The 19,448-nt window shown below is 35.6% G+C and carries 10 protein-coding genes; all 10 read left to right on the forward strand.

Features of this window, described 5'->3' with window-relative positions:
* Window positions 1-12 precede the first annotated feature (12 nt).
* Window positions 13-1,377 carry a RagB/SusD family nutrient uptake outer membrane protein gene (locus tag KO02_RS04710; RefSeq protein WP_038696281.1) on the forward strand — a complete coding sequence of 455 codons (1,365 nt, stop codon included), beginning with the start codon at window positions 13-15 and terminating at the stop codon, window positions 1,375-1,377.
* A gap of 1,097 nt (window positions 1,378-2,474) precedes the next feature.
* Window positions 2,475-5,645, forward strand: a complete 3,171-nt coding sequence (locus KO02_RS04720; RefSeq protein ID WP_038696285.1) for a SusC/RagA family TonB-linked outer membrane protein — start codon at window positions 2,475-2,477, stop codon at window positions 5,643-5,645.
* Window positions 5,646-5,665: 20 nt separating this feature from the next.
* Window positions 5,666-7,144 (forward strand): SusD/RagB family nutrient-binding outer membrane lipoprotein, encoded by a 1,479-nt coding sequence (locus KO02_RS04725; RefSeq protein WP_038696287.1) that lies wholly within the window; start codon window positions 5,666-5,668, stop codon window positions 7,142-7,144.
* Window positions 7,145-7,165: 21 nt separating this feature from the next.
* Entirely contained in the window at window positions 7,166-7,693 is a 528-nt protein-coding gene (locus tag KO02_RS04730) for a lipid-binding protein (RefSeq protein ID WP_081918308.1), read from the forward strand.
* Window positions 7,694-7,892: 199 nt separating this feature from the next.
* Window positions 7,893-9,206, forward strand: a complete 1,314-nt coding sequence (locus tag KO02_RS04735; RefSeq protein WP_051959759.1) for a PDZ domain-containing protein — start codon at window positions 7,893-7,895, stop codon at window positions 9,204-9,206.
* Between the two features lie 533 nt (window positions 9,207-9,739).
* Window positions 9,740-10,630: an alkaline phosphatase gene (locus KO02_RS04740; RefSeq protein WP_235212349.1), complete on the forward strand. Its 891-nt coding sequence runs from the start codon at window positions 9,740-9,742 to the stop codon at window positions 10,628-10,630.
* Between the two features lie 87 nt (window positions 10,631-10,717).
* On the forward strand, window positions 10,718-11,545 hold the full coding sequence (locus tag KO02_RS04745; RefSeq protein WP_038696290.1) for a glycoside hydrolase family 16 protein: 828 nt from the start codon (window positions 10,718-10,720) through the stop codon (window positions 11,543-11,545).
* Between the two features lie 347 nt (window positions 11,546-11,892).
* Window positions 11,893-15,147, forward strand: a complete 3,255-nt coding sequence (locus tag KO02_RS04750) for a SusC/RagA family TonB-linked outer membrane protein (protein WP_200878601.1) — start codon at window positions 11,893-11,895, stop codon at window positions 15,145-15,147.
* 10 nt (window positions 15,148-15,157) lie between these two features.
* Entirely contained in the window at window positions 15,158-16,942 is a 1,785-nt protein-coding gene (locus tag KO02_RS04755) for a RagB/SusD family nutrient uptake outer membrane protein (protein WP_038696292.1), read from the forward strand.
* Between the two features lie 106 nt (window positions 16,943-17,048).
* Window positions 17,049-19,421 carry a PQQ-binding-like beta-propeller repeat protein gene (locus KO02_RS04760; RefSeq protein WP_081918479.1) on the forward strand — a complete coding sequence of 791 codons (2,373 nt, stop codon included), beginning with the start codon at window positions 17,049-17,051 and terminating at the stop codon, window positions 19,419-19,421.
* Window positions 19,422-19,448: the final 27 nt, after the last annotated feature.

The following is a 19,448-nucleotide window of genomic DNA, read 5'->3' on the forward strand; positions in this document are numbered from 1 at the left end:
AGAGATTATAAGATGAAAAATAATATAATAAAATCAATAGGAGTATTACTTATTGCTGGGCATTTTGCAGCATGTGATAGTAAATTAGATTTGTTACCTCGTGATTCAGTAGCACCAGAATTGGTGGGGGGGGCTGAAGGTGATAAACTTTTAAATGGAATATACGATGCCTTTCAAAATGGAAATATAGGTTCTGCTTATGCTTATCTTAGTTATGTTACTGAAGATTTATCAGCGGACAACTTGAAATACAGAGCTACTTTTTTTCAACATGGAGAAGTTGATAATAATGCGATATTAGTTGATAATGTATTAGTATCTAGATATTTTAATTTTCCATATGTCGCCATTCAAAGAGCTAATGATTTAATTGAAATTGTCAATGCATCAAGTACTATTGATGAAGCAACTAAGAAAAAGCTATTAGGAAGCGCTTATTTTTTTAGAGCATATGGTTACTATCGTTTAGTTACCATTTTCGGAGCGGTACCAATTGCTCTAAATAGGGATATTGTTGAACTTCCCCGGAATTCAGTTGATGAGGTTTATAATCAAATCATCAATGATCTTAAGTTAAGTATCGAAAATCCAGCACCGTTTGAAAATAGCAATAAAGTATCTATTGAGGCAGCAAAGGCTTTACTAGCAAGAGTTTATTTAATAAGAGGTGATAAAGCATCAGCCAAACAAATGGCTACGGATGTGATAAATTCAGGTAAATTTGCAATTGAAAGTAATTATTCAAATATGTTTACGACTCCATTTGAATCTCGTGAGCATATTTTTAAAATTGCTAATACTGCTACTGAAGGTGATAATTCTTTGGACTATTTCTTGCAACATCCAACTATGCCAGGCGGAGGACGTGCTGAACTACCTGTAGATGAGAGTTTAGTATCTGCTTATGAGGAAGGCGATCAACGTAAAGAAGCTTCAGTTCAAGAAATTAAAGCTCCTACAGCTAATCCAGGATGGTATTCTAAAAAATATCAAGATCCATCAGGAAATGGTGCACATCCTTATTATATTCTTAGATTATCAGAAATGTATTTGATTGTTGCGGAATGCGATTTGACAGCTTCACCATCAAATGCCCTCGCGAATATTAATCTTGTGAGAAAAAATAGAGGCTTAAGTGATTTGAGTGTAGTAACATTAAATGATGTTATTAAAGAGCGTCGTGTAGAATTTGCATTTGAAAATCTTAGATGGATGGACATGAGAAGAACACCTTCTATTTCTAATCCATCAAAATCTATGGCTACTGTATTTTTGGAAGCCAAAAAGCGTTCAGTCAATGATGAACTTTATCCTATTCCACAATCGGCAATTAATACTAATTCATTATTACTACCTAATAATCCAGGATATAATTAATTAGTAGAGATTTTTCGCAAAATTTTTAGTTTAATCCCCGTCGTTATGTCGGGGATTTTTGTTTGTTTTTGAACCATAATTTTTAGACTTAATGCTTTATATGATGGATATAGGGGCATAAATACCTAAAAATTCTAAAACCTATTTTAATTCGAAGTAAGTTTTTTAAATACATAATTTGGATTTTTAATAGTCAAATTTCCGTATATGGTATCTACCAATATAAGCTTACATGAAATTAGCGCTCCTATTGTTAACATGTCTGTTATACCAATTAGCCCTTGGATAATCGGGCTTTGTTTTGCATAAAAATAAGAAACTTAGTTTTCCTTTTGTTTTCGTCCATAATCTCGTTATTGTTCCCGTAGATGTCAATGGTTTTATGATGAATTTTTTATTGGATACTGGTGTCAAGGAAATAATGATTTTTGGTAAGTCACTGACATACATCTATAATACTATTTTTAAAAATAAATTTCAGGGTCTGGGACGTAATGGCGGTATATAGTCTATCAACAATCAGGTCCGTATCGCAAAAAAAAAATGGTTGATCATCTTCAACATATTTTCTGAAATATCTTAATGGCATCTCTTTATGTAACATTTTAATTGATATATCTACCATTTTATTATGTGTGATAAATATTTTAGGATATCTAATGATAATTTATTAAGTTTTTGTTACAAACTATTTTAAATTATTTCTTTGTTAATCAGTTGTTTGAGTAGTTATATGTCATTTTTCATGTTTTTTTTATTATGTCTGCATTGTATATTCGAAATATATTATAATATTTGTTTTAACATTTTTTAACAACTTGGTTGTTAAAAAAGTAAGTTGCAAACCAACGTTAGCATTGACCGAATAAGATTTTTAGAGAAGCTATAAAAATATTTGAAAAGATATTTTTTACACACCAAAAAAAAGTAATCGATTGCGTTCTTAACTAGATTTTGGATTTGAGATTTTATAATCATTGATTTATGAAATTTTCAATTTTGAGGTATTTGTTATAAGTGATCGATTTTTAGAAAAGAAACTTACTTAACCAAGGTCTTTTTTTTATTGAGACTTTAACTTTAATAAACACAAACATATGAAACAAACATTACTCAGTTTTTTTGTGGGTAGTATGATCCTGACCTCTGTTGCCTTTGCGCAAGAGAAAAAGGTAAGTGGTCGTGTTACAGGTGCTGATGGTAAACCCTTAGTAGGCGTAACGATCGCTGTTCAAGGATCTAACCTAGCTACACAAACAGATGCGAATGGAAATTATTCGTTCTCTGTACCAACAGGAAAAGTTATCGTATTCCGTTCGATTGGTTATGCTGACAAAACATTAATCGTAAAAGAAGGTCAGTCAGCTTTTAATGTAACTTTAGATAATTCGTCCAATGAATTAGATGAGGTAGTTGTCACGGCAATGGGTATAACCAAACAGACTAAAGCTCTTGGATATGCTGCTTCAACGATTAAATCGGATGAAATAACTGCTGCCAATAATATGAATGCTATGTCAGGACTTCAGGGTAAAATGGCAGGCGTTAGCATATCAAACTCTGGTACAACAGGTGGTTCTACGAAAGTAATAATTCGTGGTGTTTCCTCATTTACGGGAAATAACCCTCTTTATGTCGTTGATGGAGTGCCTATTAGCAATGGTTATCAGTCTGATGTTACGTTTTCGAGATCTGTTGATTTAGGAAATCAGGCAAATGATATTAATCCGGATGACATTGAATCAATGACTGTCCTTAAAGGAGCTTCTGCTACTGCTCTTTATGGTTCTCGTGCCGCACATGGTGTAGTAATGATTACAACAAAAAAAGGTAAATTGGGGCAAAATTTACAAGTAACCTATACCGGTGCAATCAATGCAAGTAAGGTTGCTATGGTTCCACAAACACAGAATCTTTTTGGGCAAGGGTGGCCAGATTTTAATACTTTGGAAAATGGCTCATGGGGACCAAAATTAGATGGTATTACAAGACCTTGGGGATCAGAAATTGATGGTGTAAGCTTAACTAAACCGTATTCTTACGTAAAAGATAATATAAAGAATTTTTATGTTACAGGTTTAGATGCTACAAACGTTTTGTCAATATCAGGTGGCGGAGATAAATCATCATATATGTTCTCTTATGGTAATTTCTTCCAACAGGGAGTGTTACCTGGACATCCAGATAAATTGAAGAGAAATAATTTTTCTTTTAGAGGAAATACAAACCTTGATAAATTTGCTATAAGTTATGGTGTTAATTACGTTAGAAGAGATTTAGATGCTGTATATCAAGGACAGGGAACTTCTGACGGAGGAAATGTAACTTTTCAAGAATTGATCCAAATTCCTGTTGATATTGATATCAATTCTTTGAAAGATTATAATAATCCTTACAATAACGATGATAATTATTTCACTGCTTATGCTTCAAATCCTTATAAAGCTTTGAAAGATAATGGATCAAAATTACAAGATGATCGTTTTTATGGTAATATTGATCTTTCTTATAAAGTTCTTCCTTGGTTAACAGCAGTTGGAAAATTAGGTGGAGATTTTGCAAATACTCGCACTATAGATTTTGCTCAAAAAGTGTTTTATACAGATGGATCGCCATCTGCTAATAATGCAAAGGCGCCAGTAACGGGCCGTTATGGCGAGAATTATAGAAAAACCAATCAGATTGATGCAACATTTATGTTTCAAGCGGATAAAAATGTTTCAGATGATATTAATTTAGCAGGTTCAATTGGATATAATTTCAATCAGCGCGGTTACAGCTATTTAGATGCTTATGTAAGTGGACTAAATGTACCGGGATGGTATAGTTTAAAAAATACAAGCGAAGCACCAATTGTAAATAATGTATTTGTCAGACAACGTCTAATGGGCGCATTTGTTGATGCAACTTTTAGCTACAAGAACTACTGGTTTGTAAACGGTTCATTAAGATCTGATTGGTCATCAACTCTTCCTGTTAAAAATAATAATTACATGTATGGAGGTATAAATACTTCCCTTATTCTAACAGATGCTTTTCAAAATCTGAAATCTGACAATTTAAATTATTTAAAGGTTAGAGCTGCATGGGGTAAAACTGGTGCTGACGCGTCAACATATTTAACTGAAAATTATTACCAAGCTTCACAAATTGGATTAGGTTTTGGTAATACAATTTTACCTTTAGGTGGGGTAGCAGGTTTGCAACATGCTAAAACTTTAGGAAATGAAGATTTAAAACCTGAAATCACTACTGAATATGAATTCGGTGTTGAGATGAAATTATTGAAGAATAGAATCAGTTTAGATGCCTCATACTATAATAGAAAAACAGTTGATCAAATTTTTGCAATTGATCTTTCTCCAGAAACAGGATATACTAGACGCACAAGAAATATGGGAGATATCCGTAATAAGGGTGTTGAAATAGGTTTAAATACTACTCCTTTAAAGTTTAATGATTTTCAATGGGATCTAGGTGTGAATTTTACAAAGAATACGAGTAAAGTAATGGCTTTGTATGATGACACAAGAGAAACATTAATTGAAAATGCTTATTCTGTTGATTTTGTTGCGGAAATTGGACAACCTTTAGGTGTATATAAAGTACCTCAAGTTCTAACAGTTAAAGAGGGAGAGTTTGCTGGAAAAACTGTTGTGAATTCAGCTGGTATTCCAATTACTGAACCGAATACAAAGAAAACTATAGGTAAATTTGAACCTGATTTTCAAATGGGTTTTTCAACAAAATTTAGATATAAAGACTGGAGTCTTGCAGGAGTTTTGGATTGGAGAAAAGGTGGTTTCTTCTATTCATACACAGCTCAATTAAATTATTTTGTTGGGAATGCGACCGAAACTACATTTAATGAAAGACAACCTTGGTTAGTTCCAAATTCAGTTAAGCAATTAGCTGATGGAAAGTATGTTGAAAATGACGTTCAAATCTCTGTAAATAATCAATATGCATATTGGTATTCTAATACGAACAATTCGCAGTATGAAAAGGCAGTGTTAGAAAGAGATTTTGTTAAATTACGTGAATTGGTGCTGACTTATTCTTTACCAAAAAGTGTTTTAGGTTCTAAAATTAAAGGTGTTGACTTTAGTCTAGTTGGTAGAAACTTGTTTCTGTGGACTCCAAAATCAAACAATTTTGTTGATCCAGAAGCAACAAATTACGGTAATGACATCAGATCAAACTTTGGTGAATTTGCAGCTGGCCCCACTTTTAGAACTTATGGTGGTAGCGTAAAGGTTAGATTCTAAACTTAATTGGGAAATTCAAAATGAAAAATATAAAAAAAATAGGCTTTATATTGGTTGCAAGTGCATTAAGTTTTGCATCATGTACCAAAGACCTGGACATTAATAGAAGTCCATATAATCCGGTTGAAAATGACGCTAGTCCAGAACTACTTTTTCCTTCAGGTGTTGCATACAGTGCTGCTAAAATAGGTGGTGATTTACAATTAATGGGAGCCATGTGGTCTCAGCATTATACTCAGAATAATTCTTCTAATCAATACACAGGTATTGATTCCTATAATTTGACAATTTCATCATACAATGGAATCTGGTCCAATTTGATGGGCGGTGGTATGAAGGATCTTTTAATTTCTAAAGAAAAAGCCGCAACAGCTGGGTTATGGAATTTTTATGCCGCATCAGAAATTATGTTAGCATTTGATTATCACGTTTTAGTTGATTTGTATGGAGATTTACCGGTTATAGAAGGTCTCCAAGGTGATAAAGGTATTTATACTCCGAAGTGGGATGATGGTAAAACGGTTAATAAATTGATCGTAGAACAATTAGATGACGCAATTAGTAAAATTGAAAGTGGTAAACCTTTAAAATCTATGGGAGCGCAAGATTTCTTATTTGATGGAGATCTTGATAATTGGCATAAATTTGCAAATACATTAAAACTTAAGGTATTAATGCGTGACTTCACCGCGAATACAGCTGCTATTACTTCATTATTAAATGGAGGGAATCTTTTGGATACTGATGCGAAAATGACCGCATTTCTTGATGCAGTTAATAAATCAAATCCACTTTTTGAATCAGATAGGCGTGCACTTAATACATTTGCTAATTTAAGAGCAAGTAAAACGTTACTTTCTTATCTTCAAAAAAATAATGACCCGCGTATTGAAGATTTCTTTGAATTAACGACTGAGCAAGGCAAACCAGCAATTTATGCAGGATTAAGACAAGGAGATTATAATGCCTCTACAACAGATTACCCACCGGGATCTACGTCAAGAGCAAAATTGGGAGCAACTGATGCGGTTTATTTTATGTCATATGCTGAATCTGAGTTTCTTCAAGCTGAGGCATGGGCAAGATTAAATAATGCTGGCAAAGCTAAAACTCACTATGATCTAGCTGTTTCGGCAGCATTCTCTCGCTGGAGTAAATCTGCTACAACATTTATTGCTGGTGGAGTTTATGAATTTAAAGCTGGAACTGTTGAAAAAATGATTGAGCAGATTATTACTCAGAAATGGGTTGCTGCAACAAGATGTCAGGCTTGGGATTCTTTTTATGATCAAAATAGAACAGGTTACCCTGTAATGTCAACTTTAGATTCTGATGATCCAGCATATATTCCTGGACAGTATACACGTTCAATTACTTCTGTTTTAATAGGTCAAGAAATTCCAAGACGTTTACCATATCCAAAAATTTCGTCGGATAATAATGCTAATACGCCAAAAGCGGTTGCTATAAATGCAAAAATGTGGTGGCATAAACAATAATGTATTCTTAAACAAAGAAAAATGATGAAACATATATATAAATATTTATTAGGATTATTGGTTTTTGCTGCTGTTTCTTGTAAAAAAGATCAACCTGCAGTTGAATACTCACCTATTTTTCCTATTTCGGGTGAATGGCATACACATGTTTTTAATGAAGATGGGTCTAATGTCGCTACTTTGAATCCAAGTACGGGAAAATCTTTTTCACTATCTCTTGCAGCATTAAGTACATATAATACTGCAGATAATGATGACGATATAGCCTGGTTGAAATTTAGTACTGTAGCATATCCCTTTGGAATTTTGGCCAAAGTTAAAGTTGATGTTCCATCAGTGGCTATTCTTCCTGGTGAGTACGTTAATATTCTACCAGTAAAAAATACAAGTATACATCTTATTGAAGCTAAAATTTTGCAAAATGCTTCAAAGCAACCTAGTGGAGTGCTAGCTGACAGTATTTTAGTGAAATACAAAACAGGAGTAGATAATAAAGTATATATGATAAAAGGTCACCGCAGAACGCAATGGCCAGATGATCAACGATAATTACTTGATTTATTGATTATCTTTATTATTTTCTGAGAAGTATTTAGCATTATTATTAGTACTTCGACTTCAATAAAAAAGCCGGACTTTTAAAGTCCGGCTTTTTTATTGAAGATAAATTAAAATACGTTTATTATTACCTCTTAATGTTTACCAACAATTTTTTCTTCGTATATTGTATCTACCAATATAAGCTTTCATGAAATTAGCTATCCTATTGCTAGTGTGTTTGTTCTGCCAAAATGCTCTTGGGCAGTCAGGCTTTGTTTTGCATAAAAATAAGAAGCTTAGTTTTCCTTTTGTTTTCGTCCATAATCTCGTTATTGTTCCCGTAGAGGTCAATGGATTTATGATGAACTTTTTATTAGATACCGGTGTCAAGGAAACAATGATTTTTGGTAAGTCACTCGCTGAAATCGATAGTACTATCTTTAAAAATAAATTTCAGGGCCTGGGCCGGAATGACGGTATTGATGGCGTATTGGCCATCAATAATCAGGTACGTATCGCAAAAAAAATGGTCGATAATGATCATCCAATCTATATCTTAGAAAATGCGCAAATTGATATTTCATCAAGGATAGGGATTGAAGTCAACGGTATTTTAGGAAGTCGTTTCTTTACTGACCACAGGATCGCATTTGACTTTATAAAAAAGAGAATCACCATTTTCCCAAACGACAATAAAATCAAATCATTAGCTAAAATGGAAGTTTTGCCTGTTGAGATTATTGGAAGTCGACCTTATATTGCTGTTGTTGTACAACAAGATGAAGAACTGATTGCTGGGAAGGCACTAATCGATATGGGGAATAGTGATGCTATATTATTGTTAAAAGAACGGATGCCTAACTACCAAGTACGCTCTCCATTTATTGCCGATTATATTGGACAGGGTTTTAATGGTGAGATATATGGCTTGCGTAACCGTATCAAGGCCCTGCGTATGGGGCCATTTGAAATGTCTTACCCTTTGGTAGCTTATCCCGAATTACAATCAATGCAGAATGCAAAAATAGTGAACGAACGAATAGGGTCTGTTGGGAATGAATTGTTACGAAGATTTAAAATTATATTTGATTATCCCAATAAACGAATATATTTAAGTAAGAATAAGAATTTCAATAAATACTATTACCTCAATATGAGTGGTCTTGAGATTATTCATGATGGTGTGAAATGGGAAAAACAGGAGATTCCAGTAACATTGGAAAAAGATGGAAGTAAAGAAATAAATTTTGATAATAAAGTTCAGTTCAAATTTGTTCTAAAACCACAATTTAAGATTGATATGGTGAGATCAGAATCGCCAGCGGAATTGTCTGGGCTTATGAAAGGAGATCTAATTTTAACCATTAATGGTAAAACTGCTACTTCGTTCAGCTTAGAAGAAATTACCAATTTGTTGAAATCCGAAGAGGGAAAAGAGATTCTTCTAAAGATTGAACGAAATAACGTAAAGCAGGAATACCGATTTCTGTTGAAAGATCCTCTTCCATTTATCCATGATTGATTTTATGTTGAGGGTTTCCTATAATATGCTCAGTTAGAAATATTAGCATCCTCTTTTCCAGGAATTACCCCCACAATACTTTTAGGATTATTTGATAATTGTAAACTTAAGATTAGCGAATAATGAAGCTAATTTTAAATAACGCTCCTATACGCAACTATTTTGTTACAAATGTCTTTGGTAAACTTTTAATGTTTAATATTACTAAACTTTATTAAGTAATATTGTTCTTCTTTAATTTATACGTGATGCTAAACCTTAATCATTCTTTAAAAAAATGAAGTCTTCATGAGCTTGAGTCAGCTCAACTGCCGATATGTACCAAGCTTGCTAGATAATAATCGGCCCATGATAACTTCATCGAAACAAAATTTAGTGTAGCGATCTTTTTGAGACCGTTTGTATCAAAGACTAAATCAATAAACGGCCAAAGGCAACAGAAAGCCCTTTAAAGAGTTGATATATTAATGCAATTATAATACGGAGTGTAAAGAGCTCATTGATATCGATTAAACTTAAAACCTAAATATATAATGATGAAAAAAAATCTATTTTTTTTATTTGCTTTATTTTTTACGCAAACGATTAGTCAGGCCCAAACTGGGAAAATTAAACATGTTGTCATGGTCGGATTTGATGGCCTAGGTGCTTATGCAATACCAAAGGCGGATATGCCAAATTTGAAGCAATTGATGCAAAATGGTAGTCATAGCCTACATGTGAGAACAGTACTGCCTTCTTCAAGTGCTGTAAATTGGGCTTCCATGCTGATGGGGGCCGGACCAACGATGCATGGTTATACCGAATGGGGAAGTCAAACACCTGAAATCCCTTCTATAGCTACAACCAAAAACGGACTATTTCCATCTATTTTTAATGCAGTTGCTACGAAGAACCCAAAAGCTACTTTTGCGGTTATTCACAGTTGGCCAGGCATTGGTTATTTGATAGACAAAAAGGTTGTACAACAAGTATACAATATGGAGGATAATGACGAAAAGGCGCTCCATAAAGCAATCGAGATTATTAAAAAGGATAAACCAACCTTAACATTTGTACATTTTGATGAACCTGATGGTGTAGGACATAATATAGGTCATAACACACCTGAGTATTATGCCGAACTGAAAAATGTAGATTATAAAATTGGACAATTACTACAGGCGGTTAAGGATGCGGGCATGGAAAAGGAAACCATATTTGTCGTAACTGCTGATCACGGTGGCGTCGATAAAGGTCATGGAGGTAAGTCGTTAGCGGAAGTCGAAATCCCTTTCGTCATGACTGGTCCTGGTGTTCCAAAAGGAAAGCAGATTGATCAACCGATGATGGTGTATGATATAGGACCAACATTGACTTGGTTACTTGGTGCGGCACAGGAAGAAGTTTGGAGAGGGAAACCGATTAAATCTTTTCAAAAATAGACCTATACTACAATCCCAATATGTAAATATCAAGTATTGGGATTATTTCAACCCTAACCATACCTAACACAAAACGATTAATTATAAATGTTTAAATTTTACTGTTTTATTAGCGCAGGCATCATACTCCTTGCCAGTTGTAGTGTCAGTCAACGACCAAAACAACATCCTCATGTATTTATTCAAAATGATGGGAGAGCAACAAAGCAATGGAAATTAGTGTGGGAAGATCAATTTAATGTAAATACGCTCGATACGTCTAAATGGAGTCGTATCCCTTCAGGTAGTGCGGATTGGAATAGACACATGAGCACTGATGATGCTTGTTTCGAAATGAAAGATGGAAAGCTCATCCTAAAAGGGATCAATAATACCGATTTAACGAAAGATACTCGTCCTTTTTTGACTGGAGGAATTTGGAGTAAAGGGAAATTTGCCTTTCAATATGGTCGTGTCGAGATAAGGGCTAAATTGGGAAGTGCCCAAGGGGCATGGCCTGCTATATGGATGTTAGCCGAATTGGATAAGTACGGGAAATATCCTAAGAATGGAGAGATAGATATCATGGAACACCTTAATTATGATTCGATTATCTACCAAACGACCCATTCGTATTATACCTTAGACCTGGGGCAAAAAACGAACCCGCAACATCATGGTACAGCGAAAATTGATGCTGGACAGTACAACGTTTATGGTATCAGTTGGTATCCAGATCGAATCGTATTTCAGTTAAATGGAAAGGATACGTTTACGTATCCGAGAATAGCTGGTGTCGATCAGTCACAATGGCCTTACGATCAACCTTTCTTTCTACTTATCGATCAACAATTAGGAGGAAACTGGGTGGGTAAAGTTGATCAAAGCCAATTACCTGTAGAAATGGTAATCGATTGGGTCAAGGTGTATCAGTAGTATTATTAGGATATTTTTTCAGAGTGCTTCAAACTTTTTAAGAGGAGAAATTGTGTGTTAAAAATAACAATTCCTTAATTTTAGTTTTAACATATACTAAACTATCTGTTGTAGATTTGTATCGTTGGAATGATTTGAGCCACTGAGGTTTTACTATTTATAAACAACGAGGTAATTTTGATGAAATTTAATAATAGCAAAATGTTGATAAATAAAGATATAACTTATGCCTAATGAAGTTGCTTATGTAAATATTATAAGAATATAAAAAAGGAGATGCGGCAACATCTCCTCTAAATAGTCATCAAATTACTAGATAATTTTAATAACCTAATTATTTTTCAAATATGGAAAAGATTTCCTTCGTATCCAAATGGAAGGATAGATCGGTATTGCCTTTTTTTAAGCAGGCAAGTACCTCAAAAATGTTAGCCTTGTTGCTTCTATCAGCAAATGGAGTCGCGCATGCATTTGCTGAAACGACCACTACGTCAACAACCATTCAATCTCAAATCACTGTTAAGGGAACCATATTAGAAAATGGAAAACCTTTAAAGGGCGTATCAATTGTCGTTAAAGGAAACGGTCAACTGGCAACGATGTCTAATGATGCTGGACAATTTACACTTAAAGTTCCCCAGGGAGCTTATATTCGCGTCAGTTCGGTTGGCTTTGAAAATCAGGAAGTAAAGGCTGAAGAGTCGATGCGCATTAATATGCAGAGCAGTAGTGAAATGCTTGAAGAATTGATTGTGGTTGGATATGGTAAGCAGAAAAAAGTGAACTTGACCGGTGCTGTTGATCAAATTAGTGCGAAGCAATTGGAGAATCGTCCGGTGACAAATCTTGGAGCGGCACTACAAGGACTTATTCCTAACTTAAATATTACGAATCCAAGTGGTAGTCCGACTGCAGGTGCGGAGTTCAATATTCGTGGTACAACATCGATTAATGGTGGAGGACCATTGATTCTAGTGGATAATGTACCTTATTCTTCAGATGAGATTGCTCGTCTTAATCCCAACGATTTTGAAACGGTTACCGTATTGAAAGATGCGTCTTCGGCAGCAGTTTATGGTGCGCGTGCTGCATTTGGTGTGGTGTTGATCACAACAAAATCAGCTAAGACTGATCAGGTACAAGTTGATTTTGGTTACAATACAGCGATGAGAACAGTTGGGAAATTGCCAGAGATTGTGACAGATCCATTGACAGTGATGGAATATAAAAGATTGGCAGCAGCTCCGCTATATGATTTGTTTCCAGATGCTGTGCGTGAATATGCTAAACAGATCCAAAATAATCCAGATCTTCCTCGCGTTATTACTGACCCTACCAATTCACTCAATTACATGTACTATGGTTCGACGGATTGGATGGGAGAAGCCTATAAGAAATATGCACCAAGTCAAACCTTTAACCTGAATATTGGTAAGAAATCAGAGAAATTATCATACTTGGTTTCTGGTGAATATTTACGACAGGATGGCATGTTGAAATATGGTAACGATAAAATGAATCGATACAACACACGTAGTAAAGTTGATCTTCAAGTAAACGATTGGTTGTCTTTTGGTAATAATTCCATGATCTCCATTCGTGATTTTGATTCTCCTGTATTTATGGATGGCGATTTCTTCTGGAACGTGAACCGTACGAGTTCGCTTGATGTCGCTAAAAACCCGGACGGGAGTTGGACTCAGGCTGGAGCAGGATTATTGGGACGTATGCAAGAAGGTGGACGAACGCGAAGAAAAATTAACGAATTTCAAACTACATTTAATGCTAAAGCAGCCATCATTAAAAATGTTTGGGATGTGAATGCTGATGTAACGTTTAGAAGAACCTCGGGAAATAGAAATTCTTATGATATTCCGATTCCTTACCGCACTGGTCCGGAGACAGAAATTAAATATGCTGGATCCACCACTTCTTATGCTTCGAAGGGTAATGATAATAACAAATATGATGTTTTTAATCTATATACCAATTTTAACAAATCATTTGGAAAACATGATTTGTCCGCATTATTGGGATATAATCAAGAATATCAAAGGAACGAGTCAAGTTCTTTAAGAAGGAATGACCTGATATCTTATGATATGCCTTCTGTGGAATTGGCCTCTGGTGCCATGACGACCAGACATATGATCGATGACTGGGCTGTTCAGGGTGTTTTTTATAGATTGGGATACAACTATGATCGTAAATATTTGCTTGAATTGAATGGACGATATGATGGTTCATCTCGTTTTCCTGCCGGTGATCGTTGGGGATTTTTCCCTTCGGTAGCGGGAGCATGGTCTATTTCTGAAGAAGCATTTTTTGAGCCCTTGAAAGAAACCATCAACTTATTTAAATTACGTGCATCCTACGGTTCTTTGGGAAATCAGAATGTGACAATTAAGGGTAAAGAAACATTAGGTGCTATTTCCAATTCAGGAGAGGATAATTATTCCTTTATACCGACTATGGATGTATCAAAAATAGGATGGGTTCTCGGGCCGGATAGACCTATTGGTTCCAATCCTCCAAGCGCAATATCAAAATCTTTTACATGGGAAAAAGTGACAAGTACAAATTTCGGGGTTGATGTGTCCATGCTCAATAACCGTTTGAACTTGACAGCAGATATGTACACCCGAACGACCAAAGATATGTTGGTACCGGGCAGAACATTGCCAGGTGTATTTGGTGTTAATTCTCCAAAAATGAATGCTGGAGACTTGAAAACGCAAGGGTGGGATCTTCGTCTCGGATGGCGTGATCAGTTCAATTTAGGCGACTCTCCATTTTCTTATGATGTGGCTTTCGTAATCTCCAATTATAAGGCAACCATTACTAAGTATGATAACCCGACTAATTTGTTATCTGACTATTATGTTGGACAACGACTGGGCACCATATGGGGCTATACCTACGATGGGGTGTATGAAAATGAACAGCAATTAAAGGACTTAAGTATGGTGGACATTGGAAACTCCAATGTGGGCAATAACTCTTACATCGGTGATATAAAATTCAAAGATCAGAATGATGATCAGCGGATTAATAAGGGTAAAAATACCTTGGATGATCATGGTGATATGAATATTATTGGTAATAGTGATAAGCAATATCCGTATAGTTTGGACTTGAGTGGTAAATGGAAAGGCATTAGTTTACGGATGTTCTTACAGGGCGTGGGTAAAAGAGATTGGTACCCTGGAGGAAGTCATGTGTATTTCTGGGGTATCTACGCACAACCATGGACGAATGTGACGAAACAAAATTTGGACCATTGGTCTCCAGAGAATCCAGACGGTTATTTCCCTGCTGTTCGTGCTTATGCTGCTGAAGAAAGTGGAAAATCATTAGCTGCTGCTAATAATCATTATATGCAAGATGCGAGTTACCTGCGTGTGAAAAATATCACAGTAGGTTATGAAATTCCTAAACAATGGTTAGAACGTACAGGGTTGGGTAGATTGTACTTTTATGCAAGTGGAGAAAATTTATTTGAAAAATCGAATTTGAAAGTGTCATTAGACCCTGAGGGACTTGATGGACAGATCTATCCTTTTCAACGGACTTATTCATTTGGAATGAATTTAAGCTTTTAATAATAAGGTAATGAAGAGATTTAATATTTTTTTAAGTGTGGGCATGCTGATGGTATTTTTAAGTTCTTGTAGTAAGGATTTTTTAGACCGTATGCCACAAACGAATATATCGGAGGATATGACTTTCCTCAACGTAAAAGATTTGGAAGTCTATACAAATAGCATGTATGGTATGATAGGGCCAAATTATTCGGATGGGTTTTCCGATAATATCGCAGGGCTTAGCGGTTCATCAACAACTGATAATATGGTCAGAAGTAATTTGACTGTAGCAAATGCTGGAGGATGGGATGATTGGAAAAGTTTACGCCGTATAAATTTTATGTTACAAAATGTACATAAGACAAAAGGGGATGCGGCATCAATCAATCATTTTATTGGTATTGCAAGGTTGTATAGAGCCAATTGGTATTACAAGATGGTCATGACCTATGGTGATGTGCCTTGGTATAGTGCGAAAATAGAGGAAAATGAAGAAGAGCTGTTGATGAAGACTCAAGATCCTAGAACATTGGTCGTAGATTCAGTGATGGCTGATCTGGAATTTGCGGCAGAGCATATTAAGCCAGATGGAACGAATACCAGAATAACAAAGTGGGCTGCACTGACACTACTATCCCGTATTGCTTTATATGAAGGTAGTTATCGTAAATATCATACTTACTTGAAGTTAGATCAGACGTCAAATGTCTTTTTCGAGAAGGCTGCAAAAGCGGCGAAACAGGTGATGGATCAAGGTGGGTTTGATATATACAATACAGGTAAGATAGGGGAAGATTATCGCGCTTTATTTTCAAGTACGGATTTATCAGCAAATAAAGAAGTTATCTTCTATAAGAAAAATAGTACTGGAGAAGGGGTAGCAAATAATAGTCATACCGTATTTGATTATCAATGGGCCCTGAGTAAAGATCTGATGGAAGAGTTTTTAATGAAGGATGGAACACGCTTTACCAACCAGTCCGGATATGATAAAAAAGTAATTACGGAGCTATTTAAAGATCGTGACCCTAGATTAGCAGAGACCATCATGGAACCTGGTTTTAAAACGAATCCCGAATTGCCAGTTCCTTATATCTTGAAACCTACTTTTGGAGGCTATTTACAAGTCAAATTTTACCCTCGTGATCCTAGTATCCGTTTGGGATGGGATTTAAACTATACTGATTTACCGATCATGCGATATGCAGAAGTATTGTTGAATTACGCAGAAGCGAAAGCAGAATTGAACGATATCAGCCAAGCAGATCTTGACGTTACTATTGGCAAATTACGTAAACGTGTTGGCATGCCAAATTTAGTCGGAGGGAGTGTTACTGTTGACCCCATCTTAGCTGCTCGATATCCTAATGTCTCAAGTAATAAGGCCGTGATTTTAGAAATTCGTCGGGAGCGTAGAGTGGAGCTTGCAGCTGAAGGATTTCGCGCAAATGATTTAAATCGTTGGTATGTTGGTCAACTTTTTGCAGAAAATCCGAAAGGTATGTATGTCAAGGGACTTGGTGCTTTTGATGTTACAGGTGATGGTAAGGTCGATATTGCTATCCTAAATAGTAAAGATGATGTTACACCGATTGCAAATTTGCCAGAAGATGAGAAAAAAGACTTGGTGATATATTACCTTAGTGAAAATGTAATCTATCTTTCAGAGGGAACAAAAGGTCATATTCTATTTGCGCGAGATAGGGATCAGAAACGTGAATGGAAAGGTGATTACTATTATTATAGACCAATACCAATTCAACAAACAACATTGAATCCAAATTTAAAACAACCATTTGATTGGGCTAAGTAAGATAAAAAATAAATGTTGTAACCCATAACGACTTGTTAGTAATAATAGGTGGTTATGGGTTCATTTATAAACGAAGAATACTTATATAAGTATGATAAACACTAGAATGAAAAGTAAATATATGCTATTAACCTCCCTATTGGCATTAGGAATAGGAGGGGTAAATGCCCAGTATCGTGGTCAGGTCTTTATTGATTCTAATGGAAATGGAAAGCAGGATATAGGTGAAAATACAATCGAAAATGTAGTGGTTTCAGACGGTTATCAAGTGGTAAAAACAAATGCTGCTGGTCACTTTGAATTGCCTGACAACCCCAAAGCTCGCTTTGTATTTGCAACAATACCTACTGGTTTTAAATCTTCTAAAACTCACTTTTTGAAGATTGATATGCAACAAAAGGATTATTCAATAGGACTGGTTAAGGATCCATCTCAAAATCCCGATGAGTTGAATTTTATTCAAATTACAGATACCGAAACGGCATTGTATGGTTCTTGGGTTGAGAACGTGCGTAAGTATGCAGCAAATCAACAGAGTTCATTGGTTATGCATACTGGCGATATTTGTTACGAACCAGGTATGCGTTTCCATGCGCAACAGGTGAATAGTCAATTAATGGGAGTCCCTGTCTATTATGCCGTTGGTAATCATGATTTGGTCAAGGGAGAATATGGTGAAAAATTATTTGAGGACTTATTTGGCCCTACCTATTATTCCTTTGATGCTGGCCCAGCTCATTTTGTGGTGACACCTATGTGGGGTGGTGACTACCAACCTAGCTATACGAAAGATCAGGTGATTGCGTGGCTGAAAAAGGATCTTGAATTGAAAGATAAAAATAAACCTGTTGTTTTTATTAACCATGATTTTGCAATAGGACCTGACTTTGTGTTGAAGGGTAAAACCGAGGAAATAGACCTGAAAAAATATAATTTGAAGGCATGGTTATTTGGTCACTGGCATAATAATTATTCCTTTGTCAATAAGGAAAATGGTGTACGTGTCATTTCAACAAATGCACCTAATAAAGGAGGCATAGATCATGCTGTTGGTCAATTTCTACAAATCAAATTGACTAAAGATGGTGTGACTGATGTTGTTCCAAAATATAGCAATCTAAATGACCATATTCAACTTATAGATCCTGCGTTGCAAGGAAGCTCAAAGGATAAAATTCCTTTTCGTGTGCAGGTATACGATAGTAATCGTGAAGTAAAGTCTGTACATGTACGTGTGCTTGATGATAAGGGACAACAATTGTTACTAGAACCTTTAAAAGCACTTTCGGATTGGTCATGGGAGTCTCAGCCCATCCTAAAGTTGACGAATAAATCTTTTACGGCTTTCATTGAAGTCGAATATAATGATGGCACACAGTCCATTAAGAAGCAAAATTTTGGTGGGAGTGATAAAAATCATGACCTTCAACTTAAATGGACCGGTAATCTAGCGGGGAATAGTTGGAAGGTAAGTCCTTTAGTCGTAGAGGGATTAGTTCTTGGGGCTACCTTTGACGATGGTGGAAATGGGAAATCTCATATAACAGCTTTGGATGAAAAGTCAGGAAAAACTTTATGGACATTTACGACAGCTAATTCAATTAAACAGAAGTTGCGTTATGAAAATGGGATAGTAGCAGCTACTGATGTTGCTGGAAATGCCTATGCTTTGGAGGCTAAAACTGGAAAATTAATTTGGAAGAAGGAATTAAGTCAAGGAAGTCTGCCAAGTTTTGTGACAGCAGGTGTTATTTATGATGGAGCATATTATACAGGTTACGGTTCTTATTTAACGGCATTGGACTTAAAAACAGGCCAGGAATTGTGGCGTAATAAAGACTGGAATGGTGGGGAGGCGATGCCTGGAGAGATAACGGTAACTGAAGATATGTTATTTACTGGTGCCAATTGGAATAGTCTATTTGCACATGATCGTAAATCGGGTAAATTACTTTGGAAGAAGAATGAAGATGGTCTCCGCTTTAGAAGTAGTGGCGCTGCGGTTATTGGTCAAGAAGTGTATGTAACGGGATTAAATACCGTATTTGTTTTGGATAAATTGACTGGTAATGTATTACGTAAAAAAAGTTTCGATTATGATTTTAAAGTTATGGCTACCCCAGTGATTCGGGATAATCAATTGATACTGTCTACTTCTGGTCATGGTGTTATCGCTTTAAATAAAAATACGCTGGAGGAGAATTGGAACTTTATGACAAAAGAAGCACTGATCTATACTTCTTCCTACAGTTCTCCTGATCAAAATAAGCTAGTTGCAACCGTCGAAGCAGCTGTACAGTATATCGGTGATGACTTTATCTTTGCAGCGTCTGATGGATACCTATATCGCTTGGATAAAAATGGTAATCTAAAAGAAGAAATAAATATAGGTGTACCGATATTAGCAGAGGTAACGGTTAAGGATAACTTAATCTATGTTACTGATTTTGCGGGGAATGTATACTGTTTTAAACAATAATCCTATTAACAAAAGAGGTGAATCCAA

The organism is Sphingobacterium sp. ML3W, assembly GCF_000747525.1.
Lineage (GTDB): Bacteria > Bacteroidota > Bacteroidia > Sphingobacteriales > Sphingobacteriaceae > Sphingobacterium.

Bases quoted from the DNA above. Each gene is read 5' to 3' on its own strand.
- KO02_RS04710 (WP_038696281.1), top strand. From the start codon at position 13: ATGAAAAATAATATAATAAAATCAATAGGAGTATTACTTATTGCTGGG.
- KO02_RS04725 (WP_038696287.1), top strand. From the start codon at position 5,666: ATGAAAAATATAAAAAAAATAGGCTTTATATTGGTTGCAAGTGCATTA.
- KO02_RS04730 (WP_081918308.1), top strand. From the start codon at position 7,166: ATGATGAAACATATATATAAATATTTATTAGGATTATTGGTTTTTGCT.
- KO02_RS04720 (WP_038696285.1), top strand. From the start codon at position 2,475: ATGAAACAAACATTACTCAGTTTTTTTGTGGGTAGTATGATCCTGACC.
- KO02_RS04745 (WP_038696290.1), top strand. From the start codon at position 10,718: ATGTTTAAATTTTACTGTTTTATTAGCGCAGGCATCATACTCCTTGCC.
- KO02_RS04760 (WP_081918479.1), top strand. From the start codon at position 17,049: ATGAAAAGTAAATATATGCTATTAACCTCCCTATTGGCATTAGGAATA.
- KO02_RS04755 (WP_038696292.1), top strand. From the start codon at position 15,158: ATGAAGAGATTTAATATTTTTTTAAGTGTGGGCATGCTGATGGTATTT.
- KO02_RS04735 (WP_051959759.1), top strand. From the start codon at position 7,893: ATGAAATTAGCTATCCTATTGCTAGTGTGTTTGTTCTGCCAAAATGCT.
- KO02_RS04750 (WP_200878601.1), top strand. From the start codon at position 11,893: ATGGAAAAGATTTCCTTCGTATCCAAATGGAAGGATAGATCGGTATTG.
- KO02_RS04740 (WP_235212349.1), top strand. From the start codon at position 9,740: ATGATGAAAAAAAATCTATTTTTTTTATTTGCTTTATTTTTTACGCAA.